At 66.6% G+C, this 15,802-nt stretch carries 14 protein-coding genes; 1 reads left to right on the top strand and 13 read right to left on the bottom strand.

Going from position 1 to position 15,802, the window contains the following annotated elements:
* Positions 1 to 33 precede the first annotated feature (33 nt).
* The gene (gene secA, locus DSM104440_RS03395) at positions 34 to 2,796 is read right to left on the bottom strand and encodes a preprotein translocase subunit SecA (protein ID WP_171160603.1); all 2,763 of its coding nucleotides are present in this window, start codon (positions 2,794 to 2,796) and stop codon (positions 34 to 36) included.
* A gap of 103 nt (positions 2,797 to 2,899) precedes the next feature.
* The gene (locus tag DSM104440_RS03390) at positions 2,900 to 3,853 is read right to left on the bottom strand and encodes a M23 family metallopeptidase (protein ID WP_171160602.1); all 954 of its coding nucleotides are present in this window, start codon (positions 3,851 to 3,853) and stop codon (positions 2,900 to 2,902) included.
* A gap of 27 nt (positions 3,854 to 3,880) precedes the next feature.
* Between DSM104440_RS03390 and DSM104440_RS03385 the strand changes: the two genes are divergently transcribed.
* Positions 3,881 to 4,348, top strand: coding sequence for a DciA family protein (locus DSM104440_RS03385; RefSeq protein WP_171160601.1), 468 nt, complete (start codon positions 3,881 to 3,883; stop codon positions 4,346 to 4,348).
* Here the strand turns inward: DSM104440_RS03385 and DSM104440_RS03380 are convergent.
* The 11 genes from DSM104440_RS03380 to murD all read right to left on the bottom strand — a co-directional run bounded on the left by DSM104440_RS03380 (position 4,318) and on the right by murD (position 15,583).
* Complete coding sequence (locus tag DSM104440_RS03380; RefSeq protein ID WP_171160600.1) at positions 4,318 to 4,500, bottom strand: hypothetical protein; 183 nt, start codon at positions 4,498 to 4,500, stop codon at positions 4,318 to 4,320. The genes DSM104440_RS03385 and DSM104440_RS03380 overlap by 31 nt on opposite strands.
* Positions 4,501 to 4,543: 43 nt before the next feature.
* Positions 4,544 to 5,452 (bottom strand): UDP-3-O-acyl-N-acetylglucosamine deacetylase, encoded by a 909-nt coding sequence (lpxC, locus tag DSM104440_RS03375; protein ID WP_171160599.1) that lies wholly within the window; start codon positions 5,450 to 5,452, stop codon positions 4,544 to 4,546.
* A 146-nt stretch (positions 5,453 to 5,598) separates the two neighbouring features.
* Entirely contained in the window at positions 5,599 to 6,750 is a 1,152-nt protein-coding gene (gene ftsZ, locus DSM104440_RS03370; RefSeq protein WP_171160598.1) for a cell division protein FtsZ, read from the bottom strand.
* Between the two features lie 21 nt (positions 6,751 to 6,771).
* On the bottom strand, positions 6,772 to 8,016 hold the full coding sequence (gene ftsA / locus DSM104440_RS03365) for a cell division protein FtsA (protein ID WP_171160597.1): 1,245 nt from the start codon (positions 8,014 to 8,016) through the stop codon (positions 6,772 to 6,774).
* Positions 8,013 to 8,690: a cell division protein FtsQ/DivIB gene (locus tag DSM104440_RS03360; protein WP_171160596.1), complete on the bottom strand. Its 678-nt coding sequence runs from the start codon at positions 8,688 to 8,690 to the stop codon at positions 8,013 to 8,015. The genes ftsA and DSM104440_RS03360 overlap by 4 nt, the downstream gene beginning before the upstream one ends.
* A complete protein-coding gene (locus DSM104440_RS03355; protein WP_171160595.1) occupies positions 8,687 to 9,637 on the bottom strand; it encodes a D-alanine--D-alanine ligase in 951 nt (316 codons plus the stop codon). Before DSM104440_RS03355 ends, DSM104440_RS03360 begins: the two co-directional genes overlap by 4 nt.
* Positions 9,634 to 10,554, bottom strand: coding sequence for a UDP-N-acetylmuramate dehydrogenase (gene murB / locus DSM104440_RS03350; RefSeq protein WP_171160594.1), 921 nt, complete (start codon positions 10,552 to 10,554; stop codon positions 9,634 to 9,636). Before murB ends, DSM104440_RS03355 begins: the two co-directional genes overlap by 4 nt.
* Positions 10,551 to 11,945: a UDP-N-acetylmuramate--L-alanine ligase gene (murC, locus tag DSM104440_RS03345; RefSeq protein ID WP_171160593.1), complete on the bottom strand. Its 1,395-nt coding sequence runs from the start codon at positions 11,943 to 11,945 to the stop codon at positions 10,551 to 10,553. Before murC ends, murB begins: the two co-directional genes overlap by 4 nt.
* Positions 11,935 to 13,059 (bottom strand): undecaprenyldiphospho-muramoylpentapeptide beta-N-acetylglucosaminyltransferase, encoded by a 1,125-nt coding sequence (gene murG / locus DSM104440_RS03340; RefSeq protein ID WP_246212085.1) that lies wholly within the window; start codon positions 13,057 to 13,059, stop codon positions 11,935 to 11,937. The genes murC and murG overlap by 11 nt, the downstream gene beginning before the upstream one ends.
* Positions 13,056 to 14,207, bottom strand: coding sequence for a putative lipid II flippase FtsW (gene ftsW, locus DSM104440_RS03335; protein ID WP_171160592.1), 1,152 nt, complete (start codon positions 14,205 to 14,207; stop codon positions 13,056 to 13,058). Before ftsW ends, murG begins: the two co-directional genes overlap by 4 nt.
* Entirely contained in the window at positions 14,207 to 15,583 is a 1,377-nt protein-coding gene (gene murD / locus DSM104440_RS03330) for a UDP-N-acetylmuramoyl-L-alanine--D-glutamate ligase (RefSeq protein WP_343034105.1), read from the bottom strand. Before murD ends, ftsW begins: the two co-directional genes overlap by 1 nt.
* Positions 15,584 to 15,802: the final 219 nt, after the last annotated feature.

Genomic DNA, 15,802 nt, shown 5'->3' with positions numbered 1-15,802 from the left:
GATGGCCGGGTTGCGCCTAGGGCGCCGGGATCGTCAGTCGATCTTCCCGTGGCACTGCTTGTACTTCTTGCCCGAACCGCACGGGCACGGATCGTTGCGCCCCACCTTCTGCGTCGAGCGGACGAACGGCTGGACCGGCTCCTCCGTCGCACCCGCGGCGCCACCTTGCGGAGGCTCGTCCTCGGGCTCGCCCGTGCCCGACGATGCATCCGGGTGGTGGTATTGCACGTTCTTCACGGCGCGCGCCGCGGCTTCCTCGGCCTCGCGCTCGGCCTGCTCGACCTGCTCCTGCGAGCGCACCTGCACGCTCATCAGGTGGCGGGTCACTTCGCGCTTGATCGAATCGAGCATCGTGCCGAAGAGCTCGAAGGCTTCGCGCTTGTATTCCTGCTTCGGCTGCTTCTGCGCATAGCCGCGCAGGTGGATGCCCTGGCGTAGGTAGTCGAGTGCGGCGAGGTGCTCGCGCCAGTGCGAATCGATCGACTGGAGCATGACCGCGCGTTCGTAATGGTGGATCACGCTCGGCTCGATGCCGTCGAACTTCTTGCCGTAGTCCGCGTTGGTCTGCTCCACGAGCCGCGCCGTGACCTTCTCGGCGTCGAGCTGCGGATCCTCGGACAGCCACTGGGCGACCGGCACCTTCTGGTAGAACTCGCTCTCGAGGCGACGCTCGAGCGCGGGGATGTCCCACTGCTCCTCGACCGTATCGGCCGGCATCTGTTCGAGCACAGCGGACTGCAGAACGTCGCGGCGAATCGAGCTGATCGTCTCCGAGATGTCCTCGGATTCGAGGAGCTCGTTCCTCTGCTGGTAGATGACCTTCCGCTGGTCGCTCGCGACGTCGTCGTATTCGAGCAGCTGCTTGCGGATATCGAAGTTGCGCGCCTCGACCTTGCGCTGCGCGTTCTCGATCGAGCGCGAGACCATCTTCGCCTCGATCGCCTCGCCCTCGGGAATCTTGAGCGCGCCCATGATGGACTTCAGGCGCTCGCCGGCGAAGATCTTGAGCAGCGGATCCTCGAACGACAGGTAGAAGCGCGAGGAACCCGGATCGCCCTGGCGGCCGGAACGGCCGCGCAGCTGGTTGTCGATACGGCGGGATTCGTGACGCTCGGAGCCGATGATGTGCAGGCCGCCCGCGGCCACGACAGCGGCGTGGAGCTTTTCCCACTCGCTGCGGATCGCGGCGACGCGCGCTTCCTTCGTGGAAGCATCGAGCGATTCGTCCGCTTTGATCGACTGGATCTCGGGATCGGGATTGCCGCCAAGCACGATGTCCGTTCCGCGGCCCGCCATGTTGGTGGCGATGGTGATCATGCCCGGGCGTCCGGCCTGGGTGACGATCTGGGCTTCCTTCGCGTGCTGCTTCGCGTTGAGGACCTGGTGCGGCAGCTTCTGCTTGTCGAGCAGCTCGGCGAGGAGCTCGGAATTCTCGATCGACGTGGTGCCCAGCAGCACGGGCTGCCCGCGCGCGTGGCAATCCTTCACGTCGTTGATGATCGCCTGGTGCTTTTCGTTCGCGGTGATGAACACCTGGTCGTTGCGGTCGGCGCGGACCATCTTGCGGTGCGTCGGGATCAGCACCGTCTCGAGGTTGTAGATGTGCGAGAACTCGAACGCCTCGGTGTCGGCCGTGCCGGTCATGCCGGCGAGTTTCTTGTACAGGCGGAAGTAGTTCTGGAACGTGATCGAGGCGAGCGTCTGGCTCTCGTTCTTGATCGACGCGCCTTCCTTCGCTTCCACCGCCTGGTGCAGGCCGTCCGACCAGCGGCGCCCGGCCATCATGCGGCCGGTGAATTCGTCGACGATCACGACCTCGTCGTCCTGCACCACGTAATGCTGGTCGCGGTGATACAGCGAATGCGCGCGCACACCGGCATACAGGTGATGCATCAGCATGATGTTGGACGGGTCATACAGGCTGGCACCCTCGGCGAGCAGCCCGGCGCCGCGCATGAGCTCCTCGGCGTGCTCGTGGCCTTCTTCCGAGAGGGTCACGCTGTGCTGCTTGAGGTCGACGTAGTAGTCGCCGGAGGCCTTCTCGTCGGCCTGCGGCACGAGCTTCGGGATCAGGACGTTGATCTTCCGGTAGAGCTCGGTCGAATCCTCAGCCTGGCCGGAGATGATGAGCGGCGTGCGCGCCTCGTCGATGAGGATCGAGTCGACTTCGTCGACGATCGCGAAATTCAGGCCGTTCTGGAAGCGCTCGGCGACCTGCGTGGCCATGTTGTCGCGCAGGTAGTCGAAGCCGAATTCGTTGTTGGTGCCGTACGTGATGTCGGACTTGTAGGCCGCCTGCTTGTCCGCGTGCTCCATGCCCGGGACCACGACGCCGACGGTGAGCCCCATGAAGCGGTGGATGCGACCCATCCATTCCGCGTCGCGCTTGGCGAGGTAGTCGTTCACCGTGACAACGTGCACACCCTTGCCCTCGAGCGCGTTCAGGTACGAAGGCAGCGTGGCGACGAGCGTCTTGCCTTCGCCCGTGCGCATTTCCGCGATCTTGCCTTCGTGCAGCGCGATGCCGCCGATCATCTGCTCGTCGAAGTGGCGCATGCCCAGCACGCGCTTCGAGGCTTCGCGCACCACGGCGAAGGCTTCGGGAAGGATGTCGTCGAGCTTCGCGCCGGCGGCGACCTTGGCCTTCAGCTCGGGCGTCTTGGCGGCAAGCGCCTCGTCGGAGAGCTTGTCGAGGGTGGCCTCGAGGGCGTTGATGCGGACGACCGTCGCACGATACTGCTTGAGGAGACGTTCGTTACGGCTGCCGAAGACGGCCTTGAGGAAAGTCGAGAGCACGGGTGCGGGGCTTCTTTAGACGCGAAAACCGGCCCAGGGTGGGCCGGCGAATGCGCAATTATAAGTGAGTGGGGGCGGGGCCGCCCGTTTGCAAGCCCGGGGGCTACTTGCGGTAGGCCGAGCCGATCAGGATGTCGTTCTTGCCCAGCGCCAGGAACTTGTTGGGATTCAGAGGGATGCCCTTCTCGCGCACCTCGAAATGCAGGTGCGGTCCGGTCACCCGCCCGGTCGACCCGACGAGCGCGATCTGCTGGCCCTTCATGACCACGTCGCCCACCTTGACCATGCTCTTCGACAGGTGCGCGTAGCGCGACGTCAGGCCATTTTCATGGTCGACGTCGACGATGTTTCCGTATTCGGCCTGGAACTCCACCGCCGAGACCACCCCGCCTGCCGCCGAGAGGACCGCCGTGCCGGCCGGCGCGATCAGGTCCACGCCCGTGTGGAAGGTCGAGCGGCCGTTGATCGGGTCGATGCGCTGGCCGTAGTTCGACGAGTAGTAGCCCGCGGTGATCGGCAGCGTCGTGGGAATGGTCTTCCGCGCGAGGCGATCGTCCATCAGGAAGGAATCGAGGACGCCCAGCTTGTCGCTGCGGTCGTCGAGGACGCGCGAAATTTCGGAGAGCATCTGCTGGAATTCGCCGACCGTGAGCTCGCGGCCCATGCCGCCGCTCACCGACGGACCGCCCTGGCCGGGCTTCTCGTCGAAGCGGAATTCCTCGCGCTTGATGTTCGCGGCCTTGGCGAGGCGCTCGCCGAAGGCGTCGAGGCGGAGGATCCGGGCCTGGAGCTCGCCCACCTTCACCGCCATGGCGGTGAGGTTGTCCTTCATCTCGGCTTCGTTCTTCTTGAGCTGCTCTTCATGCAGCGCGGCCAGGAGCGAGCGCAGGTACGGATTGCGCATGTCCACGGCAAACTTCATGGTGACCACGTAGGTGGCGACCGCCAGGGCGAACCCGGCGACCAGGACCCCGAAACCGATCAGGAGCACCTGGGTTTGGGACAGCGAGACCGAACGACTCTTCGCCAGGCTGTCCGAAACGAGAATAATGTTCACTGCAACCTCCCCTTGGACCGCGCCCCGATGGTTTCGAATTCCGTTGCCAAGCTTCTGAACGACAGCGCCGAGCTGAAACCGCTTGCGGAGCGGCTCGAACGTGTCAAACGCCTGCAGAAAACTTACCGGACTCTCGCTCCCGAGGATCTGGCCAAGGCCAGCCGGGTGAGCGCCATCGATGGATCGACCGTTGTGGTTAGCGCGACTACCGGGGCCGTTGCGGCGGCCCTGAAGCAGCTTGCGCCCCGCCTGCTTCGCGGATTACGTGACAGCCGTAATTCCTTGATACAGAACGAGAATCAGGAGCTTACCGCAATCCGGGTCGAAGTTCAAGTTGACCTACAGGAGCGTAGGAGGACGCCTATAGCGCGCGGCCAGCTACCCCTGGAGAAGCTTTCGACGATGGCGGAGGGCCTGGAAGATTCCCCCCTGAAGGCGACCCTGGAGCGGATCGCCAAGCGGCCTCACAAGAGCAGGACGCGGGAAAAGACGTAGAAGAGGCCGTAGCAGACCAGCGCCACCAGCACCGCCTGGAAGAACCGACCCCCCAGCCGCAGGTACTTCCGGTCCCGGGTGACCAGGAAGGCGATCCCGATGCCCGCGAGGAACAGCGCGCTGAATATGAGAAGGACGCGGACGAGGATCACGGAACTGTCGTCCTGAGGGCCGCAGCGCCCGAAGGATCCGCTTTCAGGCGGGAGCGAAGTTGGCGAACGCCCGGGGCAATGCCTCGAGCGCTTCGAACGTGACCTCTTCCCACGCCGTCTGGTCGGCCAGGAGGGCGCGAACCAGCTGGTTGTTGAGCGCATGCCCCGACTTGTGGCCATGGAAGGCGCCGATGAGCGGGTGACCGAGCATATAAAGGTCACCGACGGCGTCGAGCGCCTTGTGCTTCACGAACTCGTCGTCAAAGCGAAGGCCTTCGCTGTTGAGCACGCGGAAGTCGTCGATCACGATCGCGTTGTCGAGGTTGCCGCCCATGCCCAGGCCCATGGAGCGCATCTTCTCCACGTCCTGCGTGAAGCCGAAGGTGCGGGCGCGGGCGATCTCCTTGACGAAAGAGACGTCGGCGAAGTCGATGTTCACCTCGGAGCCCGAGGCCTCGAACACCGGGTGCTTGAACTCGATCGAGAACGAGAGCTTGAAGCCGTTGAAGGGCTCGAGCCGCACGCGCTTGTCGCCTTGCTCGATCAGGATGGGCTTCAGAACGCGGATGTATTTCTTCGCGGCCTGTTGCTCTTCGATGCCGGCCGACTGGATGAGGAACACGAACGTCGCCGCGCTGCCGTCCATGATCGGCACTTCCTCGGCCGACACGTCGACATAGGCGTTGTCGATCCCGAGGCCGGCGAAGGCGCTCATCAGGTGCTCGACCGTGGAGACGCGGGCGCCGTCCTTCTCGATGACGGTGGCCATGCGTGTGTCGTGGACATTCAATGCGTGGGCCGGGATCGCGGGGTTGCCCGGGAGGTCGGAGCGGCAAAACACGATCCCCGTGTCCGGCGCGGCCGGGCGCAGCGCCAGCGCGACCTTCTGGCCGGTGTGCACGCCCACGCCGGTGGCGCGGATGGCGGACTTGAGGGAGCGTTGCTTGATCATTTCCGTAATTATATCAGTCTGTTACGGCAGCGAAAAGAAAAGGGCCCGCACGAGGCGGGCCCACGATGGACAGCACCGGCCGCCGGGAGACACGGCGAACGGAAAATCAGGACTGACGATGCGAGGAGGCAATGGCCTCCGGCGCGTCAGTCCGCTTGCTTACGCAGGAAAGCTGGAATATCCAGCGTCTCCACACCTGATTGGCGCAACGCATCCACGGTGAGGTCGCGCCGGCGTCGGATGGCCGTCGGCTGGTCGAGCTCCTCGTAGTTCACGTTGCCGGCGACCGCGTCATGCGTTCCCGTGGCCTGCACGACCTGCATCACGGGGTTGCGCTGTGCCGCCGCACCGCCCAGGCCCGTCGCGACGATGGTGACGCGCAGCGCGTCGCCGATCGCCTCGTCGAACACCGAGCCGTAGATCACCGTCGCATCCTCGGCCGTGAACGAGCGGATCGTGTTCATCACCTCGTGCACTTCGCGCAGCTTCATCGCCTTGCTCGCGGTGATGTTCACCAGCACGCCACGCGCGCCCGACAGATGGATGTCCTCGAGCAGCGGCGAATGGACGGCTTGTTCGGCCGCCATCTGCGCGCGCTCCGGTCCCGACGCGGTGGCCGAGCCCATCATCGCGACACCGTTCTCGCTCATCACCGTGCGCACGTCGGCGAAGTCCACGTTCACCGTGCCGGGGCAGTTGATCACCTCGGCGATGCCCGCGACCGCGCCGTTGAGCACGTCGTTCGATGCACGGAACGCATCCTCGTAGCTCACGTCCTCGCCCAGGACCTGCATCAGCCGGTCGTTGGGGATGATGATGAGCGAATCGACGTGCTGCTTGAGCTGGTCGATGCCCACCGCCGCGATCTTCTGGCGCTTGCCTTCGAAGGCGAAGGGCTTGGTGACCACCGCGACCGTGAGGATGCCCATCTCGCGCGCGATCTGCGCGATGACGGGGGCTGCTCCCGTTCCCGTTCCGCCACCCATGCCCGCCGTCACGAAGAGCATGTCGGCGCCGTTGATGAGCTCGGTGATGCGATCGCGGTCTTCCTCGGCCGCGAGCCGGCCCACCTCGGGATTGGCACCTGCGCCCAGTCCCTTGGTCACCGCGTTGCCCAGTTGCAGCGTGGTCTTCGCGAGATTGCGCTTGAGCGCCTGGGCATCGGTGTTCATCGAGATGAACTCCACGCCCTGCACGCCGTTGTTGATCATGTGGTCGACCGCGTTGCCGCCGCAGCCCCCCACGCCCACTACCTTGATGACCGCCTCGGGCGAGGCGCTTTCCAAAAGCTCGATCATGTTGCCGTCTCCTTTCTGATTTTAGAAATTTCCCTTGAACCAGCTCTTCATCTTTTCCATCGCATCCTTGAAGCCCGCGCCTTGCATGCGCGCGTGTTGCTCCCGCTTCACCTGGTCGAGGCCCGCCATCAACAGGCCCACGCCCGTGGCATATCGGGGATTGCGAACCACTTCGGCGAGCGCGCCGCTGTAGTGCGGCACGCCGACCCGAACCGGCATGTGGAACACCTCTTCACCGAGTTCCACCATTCCCTTCATTAGCGAGGAACCGCCCGTCAGCACGATTCCCGACGAGAGCAGCTCCTCGAGGCCGCAGGAGCGCAGCTCGCGCTGGATCAGCGAATAGAGCTCCTCGACGCGCGGCTCGATCACTTCGGCGAGCGTCTGGCGCGAGAGCTCGCGCGGGCCGCGGTCGCCCACGCCCGGCACTTCGATCATCTCGGTGGTGCTCGCGAGCTGCCGCAACGCCACGCCGTGCGCGATCTTCAGCTCCTCCGCGTCCTTGGTCGGCGTGCGCAGCGCCATCGCGATGTCGTTGGTGATCTGGTCGCCCGCGATCGGAATCACCGAGGTGTGCTTGATCGCGCCTTCGGTGAAGACCGCGATGTCGGTCGTGCCGCCGCCCACGTCCACGAGGCACACGCCGAGATCGCGCTCGTCGTCGAGGAGCACCGCGTCGGCTGACGCGAGGGGCTGCAGCATCAGGTCCTTCACCTCGAGCCCGCAGCGGCGCACGCACTTCATGATGTTCTGCGCGGCGGAGACGGCACCCGTGACGATGTGCACCTTCACTTCGAGGCGCATGCCGCTCATGCCCAGCGGCTGGCGCACGCCGCCCTGCCCGTCGATGATGAATTCCTGCTCGAGGATGTGCAGGACCTGCTGCTCCATCGGGATGTTCACCGCGCGCGCGGTCTCGATCACGCGGTCGATGTCGTAGGGCTGCACTTCCTTGTCCTTGATCGCGACCATGCCGTGCGAGTTGAAGCTCTTGATGTGGCTGCCGGCGATGCCCGTGAGCACTTCCTTGATCTTCACGTCGGCCATCAGCTCGGCTTCCTCGAGCGAGCGCTGGATGGCGTTGACGGTCGATTCGATGTTGACGACGACACCCTTGCGCAGCCCGCGCGAAGGATGGCTCCCCATGCCGATGAGGTTGAGATGGCCCTCGGGCGTGATCTCGGAGACCAGCGTCACGATCTTCGAGGTGCCGATGTCGAGGGCGACGAGGAGGTTGCGTTGTTCGCGGGGACGGTTGGGGATCATGATTTCGTGCGACGCAGGGCGAAGCCGTTGGGATAGCGAAGATCGGCGTAGCGCGCCGCGGGCTCCTGCGCGGCCACGCGCGGCCAGGCGGTGGCGAAGCGCTCGAGGCGCGCGACCATGTCGGTGCGCCCGAGCTCGAGCACGAGGCCCGAGGCGAGCACCGCCTGCCAGGCGCCGCGCGGCGAGCGCTTGAGTTCGGTGAGCTTGATGCCGACGGGCTCGAGCGCCTTGCGGATCGCGGGGTACTCGCGCGCCATCTCGAGCGCGCTGCCCTCCGGTCCGCTGAAGATCGGCAGCTCGTCCTTGGTATCGCCCTGGAACACTTCGCCTTGCGTGCTCACGAGCATTCCCTCGGTCCAGCGCGCGAGCGGGACGTGGGCCTCGATCGTGACTTCGACGGCGTCGGGAAAGCGGCGGCGCACGGTCGCGTCGCGCACCCACGGCATGCGGCGGGCGGCTTCACGAACGGCGGCGAGTGTCGCGGCGCCGGCGGGCATGCCGCGCACGCTTTCGGCGAGGCGATCGAGATCGGCGCGATCGATGCGCGCGGTCTCGCCGGTGAACTGCACGACGCCGATCGGCTGCTTCGCCGTCGCGTCGTAGCCATACCAGGCCGCGCCCGCGAGTCCGGCGACCGCCACGGTGCCCAATACGACGCGCGCGAGGAGATTCATTGCCGCGCTCCCGAATCGAGCGACGCGCCCGCGAGAATCTCGACGCAGAGATCCGCGTACGAAAGGCCCGTCGCCTTCGCCGCCATCGGCACGAGGCTGTGCCCAGTCATTCCCGGCGACGTGTTCATCTCGAGGAAGGAGTACGTGCCATCGGGGCGCAGCATCACGTCGGCGCGGCCCCAGCCGCGGCACCCGAGCACGCGGAAGCTGCGCACGGCGACTTCGCGGATCTCGTCCTCGACTTCCGCGCGGATCCCCGACGGACAGTAGTAGCGCGTGTCGTCGGTGAAGTACTTGTTCTGGTAATCGTAGTTGCCCTGCGGCGCCTCGATGCGCACGAGCGGCAGCGCGCGATCGGTGGCCGTCGGGCCGTCGTGCAGGATCGCGGCCGTGAGCTCCTGGCCGGCGATGAATTCCTCGGCGATCACGAGCGCGTCGTACTTCGCGGCGAGCTGGTACGCGGCGGGAAGGTCGGCGGCGCGGCTCACCTTCGTGAGCCCGATCGTCGAACCTTCGTGCACCGGCTTCACGATCAGCGGCAGGCCGAGAACGGCCACGACGCGGTCCCAGTCGCTCGAGGCCTTCAGCATCACGAACTTCGGCGTGGGGATGCCGGCGGCGAGCCACACGAGTTTCGTGCGCCACTTGTCCATCGAGATCGCCGAGCCCATCACGCCGCTGCCGGTGTAGGGCACGCGCAGCGTCTCGAGCGCGCCCTGCACGGTGCCGTCCTCGCCGAAGCGGCCGTGCAACGCGATGAAGACGGACTTGAAGCCTTCGCGCTTCAGGTCGAAGAGCTCGCGCTCGGCCGGATCGAAGGCATGCGCGTCCACGCGTTTCTCCTGCAATGCCCCTAGCACGGCCTTGCCGGAGATGAGCGAGATCTCGCGTTCCGCCGACGGTCCGCCCATGAGGACGGCGACCTTGCCGAAATCGCGCGCGCTCATGCGCGATCTCCAATGATGCGGACTTCGCGAACGAGCTCGATGCCGCTCGCGGCGAGCACGGTCGCCTGCACATGGTCGATCAGCGTCTCGATGTCGGCCGCCGTCGCCTTGCCCGTGTTGATGATGAAATTCGAATGCTTGGTCGAGACCTGGGCGCCACCGATCGTGTGGCCCTTGAGGCCCGCGGCTTCGATCAGCCGCGCGGCGTGGTCGCCGACGGGATTGCGGAACACGCTCCCGGCGTTGGGTTCGTTGAGCGGCTGCGAAGCGACGCGGCGCGCGAGCAGCGACTTGATCGTCGCCATCGACTGCGCCTCCTCGCCCGGATGGAATGCGAACGTCGCGGCGACGAACCACTCCTCGTGCCCCTCGCGCAGGTGCATGTGCCGGTAGCCGATCTCGTACTCCGAAGGCACACGCGTCTTCAGCGCGCCGCCGCGATCGATCGCCTGCACATTCACCACGTGATTCCACGTCTCGCCGCCGTAGCAGCCCGCGTTCATCGCGAGCGCTCCGCCGACCGTGCCGGGCACGCCGGCGAGCCACTCGGCCCCCGCGCCCCCGTGGCGCGCGACAAAGCGCGCGAGATGCGGCGAGGGAACGCCCGCACCCGCGGTGAAGGTCATGGGACCGGTCATCTCGATCCCGGTGAGCGCGTGATGCGTGAGGACCACGGTGCCGGCGAAACCACCGTCGCGCACGAGCAGGTTGCTTCCCAATCCCACGAAGAGGATCGGCTCGTCCGCGGGACGAGTCGGCAGAAAGGCGCGCAGGTCCTCGAGATCCGACGGCTGGAAGAACACGCGAGCACGCCCGCCCGCGCGCCAGCTCACGTGCTTGGCCATCGGCTCGTCCGTGCGCAGGACCCCGCGCATCGCGTGGGCCTGGAGGAAGGAGGAGGTTTCGGCCATGTTCATTGCGCGAGCGCCAGTTCCGGCGCAAGCCCGCCGATGGAACCCGCGCCCATGGTGAGGACGACGTCGCCGTCCTGGACGCGCGAAAGGACCGCCTCGCGCATCTCGCTGGTGTTCTCGACGAACGTGGGCTCGACCTTGCCCGCGACTCGTAATGCGCGAGCGAGCGCGCGGCCGTCGGCCGCGACGATCGGCGCTTCTCCCGCCGAGTAGACGTCGGCGAGCACGAGGTCATCAACGGTGGACAGCACCCGCACGAAATCCTCGAAGAGGTCGCGGGTGCGCGTATAGCGATGCGGCTGGAAAGCGAGGATCACGCGCCGGCCGGGAAACGCGCCGCGCGCGGCCGCGAGGGTGGCCGCCATCTCCACCGGGTGATGACCGTAGTCGTCCACGAGCGTGAAGTGCGCGCCGCTCTTCAGCGTCACGTCGCCGAAGCGCTGGAAGCGCCGGCCCACGCCGGTGAATTCCGCGAGCGCCTTCGCGATCGCCGCCTCGGGGCAGCCGACTTCGCGCGCCACGGCAATCGCCGCGAGCGCGTTCAGGACGTAGTGCTCGCCCGGGAGATTCAACGTGACCTCGAGCGGCTTGAAATGGTTGATGTACGACACCGCCGTGAACTGCATGCGTCCGTTGTCGATCCACTTCACGTTCTCGGCGCGCAGGTCCGCTTCCGAACGGATGCCGTAGGAAAGGATCTGCTTCGTGAGCCGCGGCATGATCGAGTGGACGTGCGGATCGTCCTTGCACAGCACAGCAAGCCCGTAGAACGGCAGGTGCTCGAGGAACTCCACGAACGCACCTTTGAGGCGCTCGAAGTCCTGGCCGTAGGTCTCCATGTGATCGGCGTCGATGTTCGTCACCACCGAGATCACCGGCTGCAGGTAGAGGAACGACGCATCGGACTCGTCGGCTTCGGCGACGAGAAACTCGCCCTTGCCGAGGCGCGCATTCGTACCGATCGAATTGAGTCGCCCGCCGATCACGCAGGTCGGATCGAGCCCGGCTTCGCCCAGCGCCGCGGCGACGAGCGAGGTCGTGGTGGTCTTGCCGTGCGTGCCCGCCACCGCGATGCCCTGCTTGAAGCGCATGAGCTCGGCAAGCATCATCGCGCGCGGCACGATCGGAATATGCATCTCGCGAGCGCGCAGCACTTCGGGGTTGTCGGGCTTCACCGCCGACGAAACCACGACGGCATCGGCTTGCGCGACGTTCTCCGCCGCGTGGCCGGTGACGACCTTGATGCCCAGCTCGCGCAGGCGCCGCACGACCACGCCATCGGCGAGATCCGATCCCGTCACGGTATAGCCGAGGTTGCCGAGCACTTCGGCGATGCCCGACATGCCCGAGCCGCCGATGCCCACGAAATGAACGCGCTTGACCTTATGCCGCACGGGCAAGCTCCTCGCACAGGTCGGCGCAATGCGCGGCCGCGCCGGGGCGGCCCAGCGCTCGCGCGCGGCTCGCCGTGTCGCGCAGCTTCTCGCGCGTGAGGCCGCGAAGCACGGTCGCGAGCGAATCGGGCGTGGTCGCGAGCTGGTCGAGCGCGATCCCCGCATCCTTCGCGGCGAGGAAGTTCGCGTTGGCCTTCTGCTCGTCGGCGACGAACCAGGGCAGCGGAAAGAGGATCGCGGCAATGCCCGCGGTGCCGATCTCGGCGACCGTCACGGCCCCCGAGCGGCAGATGAGGACATCGCACCACGCGTAGCGCGCAGCCATGTCGTCGATGAACGGGACGACCTCCGCCGCCACGCCGGCTTCGCGGTATTGGGTCGAGAGCGCGTCGTGCAACTTCGCGCCCGCCTGGTGCACGACCTCGGGGCGTTCTTCGGCGCCCATCGACTTCAGCGTCGCGAGCACGAGGTCGTTCATGGTCTGCGCGCCGAGGCTGCCACCGACCACGAGCAGGCGCAGCCGGCCTTCACGGCCCGCGAGGCGCGCCTCGGGCGACGGCACGGCTTCGATCTCCGCGCGCACCGGCGTACCCAGGTTCTCGACGCGCGCAGGCTTCGGGAGGTGGCGCGCGAGCGCATGCGCGATCGGGCGATCGAACGCGCCTTCGAGGCCCACCACCACGCGGTCAGCCACGAGGGCGAGCGCGCGGTTGGTAATCCCCGCGACCGCACCCGGTTCGTGCACGACGAGCGGGCGGCCCCAGAGCACGGCCATCATGCCGCCGGGAAACGCGACGTAGCCGCCCATCGACAGCACGACATGCGGGCGCACGCGGAAGATCGCGACGGTCGCCTGCCAGAACGCGATGAGGATCTTCAGCGGCAGGAACACATAGGAAAGGAGTCCCTTGCCGCGGATGCCCGACATGCTCACGTGCGTCATCGGGTAGCCGGCCTTCGCGACCAGCGCGTTCTCCATGCCCTTGGGCGTGCCCATCCAGGCGACGTCCCAGCCGCGCGCGGCGAGCTCGGCGGCGATCGCGAGACCGGGGAACACGTGCCCGCCGGTGCCCGCGGCCATGACGAGGATCGTCCGCTTGCCGGGAGCGCTCACAGCGAGCCTCCCTTCATGAGGTAGCGGTTCTCGTGGTCGACGCGCAGCAACAACGCCACGGCGACCATGTTCACGACGATGCCGGTGCCGCCGAACGAGAGCAGGGGGAGCGTGAGGCCCTTGGTGGGCAGCAACCCCATGTTCACGCCCATGTTGATGAAGGCCTGCGCCGCGAACCACACGCCGATGCCCTGGGCCACGAGCGCGGCGTAATAGCGCTCGAGGCTCGCCGCCTGGCGGCCCGCGGCGAAGGCGCGATGCACGAGATAAAGGAAGAGCGTGATCACCGCGGCGACACCCGCGAACCCGAGCTCCTCGGCGATTACCGCGAGCAGGAAATCCGTGTGCGCTTCCGGAAGATAGAAGAGCTTCTCGACGCTCGCACCCAGTCCCACGCCGAGCCACTCGCCGCGCCCGAAGGCGATCAGCGAATGCGAGAGCTGGTAACCCTTGCCGTAGGCATCCGACCAGGGATCCATGAAGCCCACGATCCGCTGCAGTCGATAGGGCGAGAAAAGGATCAGCACCACGAAGGCCGCGGCAAGCAGTGCCGTGAGGCCGGCAAACAGCCGCCAGTTGAGCCCGCCGAGGAACAGCACGCCCATCGCGATCGTCGTGGTCACCACGAGCGCGCCGAAGTCGGGCTCGCGCAGCAGCATCGCGGCGACCAGCGTCATCACCGCGAACATCGGCAGGAAGCCCTTGCGGAAGTCGTCCATGAACGCGGCCTTGCGCACGGTGTAATCGGCCGCGTAGAGCACGACGAAGAGCTTCATCAGCTCCGAGGGCTGGAACGTCGCGAACCCGAAGGAGATCCAGCGGCGGCTGCCGTTCACTTCGCGTCCCACGCCGGGAATGAGCACGGCCACGAGCAGGATCACGCCGAGCACGAACAGGTAAGGCGAGGCGCGTTGCCACACCCACATCGGCACGCGGAAGACCGCGATCGCCGCCGCGAGCCCGATGCCCAGGTAGATCGAATGGCGCGCAAGGAAGAACCCCGGACGGAAACCCGTGAAGCGCTCGGCCTCGGCCATCGCGATCGAGGCCGAGTAGACCATCACGAGGCCGATGGCCGCGAGCAGCAGCGCCGACCAGAACATCCCGAGGTCGACACCGATGTCGCGGGTTTGCGCGCGGTAGAGCATCAGTGCGTTGCCCCCACGAGTGCGCGCGCCGCGGCGGCGAACACTTCGCCGCGGTGACCGTAATTGCGGAACATGTCGAAGCTCGCGCACGCGGGCGAGAGCAGCACCGCGTCGCCATGGACGGCGAGGAAGCGCGCCTTGCCCACCGCGTCTTCCATCGAAGTCGCGTTCACGAGCGGCACGCCGGTGCCGGCGAGAGCGGTCGCGATCGCGGGCGCATCGCGCCCGATCAGCACGACCGCGCGCGCCTTCGCCTTCACGGCGGCCGCGAGCGGCGAGAAATCCTGTTGCTTCCCGTCGCCGCCGGCGATGAGCACGACGGGCGAGGTAAAGCCTTCGAGCGCGGCGACAGCGGCGCCGACGTTCGTGCCCTTCGAATCGTTGTAGAAGCGCACGCCGCCCGCTTCCGCCACCAGTTCGACGCGGTGCGGCAGTCCGCGGAAAGCGCGGATCGCGGTGGCGAGCGGCGCTTCGGGTAGATCGATCGCGCTGCACAGCGCGTGCGCCGCGAGCGCATTGGCCGCGTTGTGCAGGCCGGGGATCGCGACGTCGGCCACCGGCAGCAACGAGCGGTCGCCGCGCATCAGGTTCGCGCGCGCGGCATCGAGGCCCCATTCGCGCTCATTCTTCGGCGCATCGAGCCCGAACGTGGACGTCATCTCGTGCCCTTCGGCCATCGCGAGCGTCACCGCATCCTCGCGATTGACGATGCGCGTCTTGCAGTGGGCGAAGATGCGCGCCTTGGCCGCCGCGTAATCCTGCATCGAGTCGTAGCGGTCGAGGTGGTCCTGCGTCACGTTGAGCACGGCACCCGCGTCGAGCTCGAGGCTCGACGTCGTTTCCAGCTGGTAGCTCGAGAGCTCGACCACGTACACGTCCGGATGGCCGAACGTCTCCGCGGTCGCGAGACAGTCGAGCACCGGCACGCCCACGTTCCCGCAGGCGACCGAGCGCCGTCCCGCGGCGCGGCACATGGCATCGGCAAGCGACGTCACCGTCGACTTGCCGTTGGTCCCTGTCACTCCGAGCACCCGGGCCTTTCGGTGGCGTGCAAGCTCACGCCCGAAGATTTCGATATCACCGACGACTTCCACGCCGCGTGCCAGCGCGTCTCGAAGGAAGGCGTCGCGCAGCGCAAGACCCGGACTCGCAAGGATCGTGTCCACGCCCTCCAGGAGCGACGGCGCAAAGGGTCCGAGGTCGATGCGAACGCCGGGCGCGATGCGGCGGACCTCTGCCAGCGCTGGAGGCGCTTGGCGCGTGTCGGCGGCACGCAGGTTCGCGCCTTTCGACGCCAGCCAGCGAATGCCCGAAAGCCCCGTTTCACCCAGTCCGAGAACGAGAACGCCCTTGCCTTCCCAGTCCACATGGCTCACCTCCAGCGGTTGGAGAACGAAATAAATTTCTGGAACGCGAAAGACTCGAGAAAATCTTGAAACACGGAGGTCACAGAGGACACGGAGGAGAGGAGGTGGTCGTCGTGAAGGCGGCGCATCGTCGCTCTCAGGAACGCAACGCCTCCTTTCATCCCATTGCTCGCACTGTCGCGGGCAACCTCCATTCCTCTGTGTCCTCTGTGTCCTCCGTGTTTCAAG

The sequence above is a fragment of the Usitatibacter palustris genome, assembly GCF_013003985.1.
GTDB classification, from domain to species: Bacteria; Pseudomonadota; Gammaproteobacteria; order Burkholderiales; family Usitatibacteraceae; genus Usitatibacter; species Usitatibacter palustris.
Note: the sequence above shows the minus strand (reverse complement) of the source record. Positions and strands in the feature narration are given on the sequence as shown.

Coding starts and splice junctions, on each gene's coding strand:
- murB (WP_171160594.1), bottom strand. CDS start 10,554: ATGAACATGGCCGAAACCTCCTCCTTCCTCCAGGCCCACGCGATGCGC.
- DSM104440_RS03355 (WP_171160595.1), bottom strand. CDS start 9,637: ATGAGCGCGCGCGATTTCGGCAAGGTCGCCGTCCTCATGGGCGGACCG.
- ftsA (WP_171160597.1), bottom strand. CDS start 8,016: ATGATCCCCAACCGTCCCCGCGAACAACGCAACCTCCTCGTCGCCCTC.
- lpxC (WP_171160599.1), bottom strand. CDS start 5,452: ATGATCAAGCAACGCTCCCTCAAGTCCGCCATCCGCGCCACCGGCGTG.
- ftsZ (WP_171160598.1), bottom strand. CDS start 6,750: ATGATCGAGCTTTTGGAAAGCGCCTCGCCCGAGGCGGTCATCAAGGTA.
- ftsW (WP_171160592.1), bottom strand. CDS start 14,207: ATGCTCTACCGCGCGCAAACCCGCGACATCGGTGTCGACCTCGGGATG.
- DSM104440_RS03360 (WP_171160596.1), bottom strand. CDS start 8,690: ATGAATCTCCTCGCGCGCGTCGTATTGGGCACCGTGGCGGTCGCCGGA.
- DSM104440_RS03385 (WP_171160601.1), top strand. CDS start 3,881: ATGGTTTCGAATTCCGTTGCCAAGCTTCTGAACGACAGCGCCGAGCTG.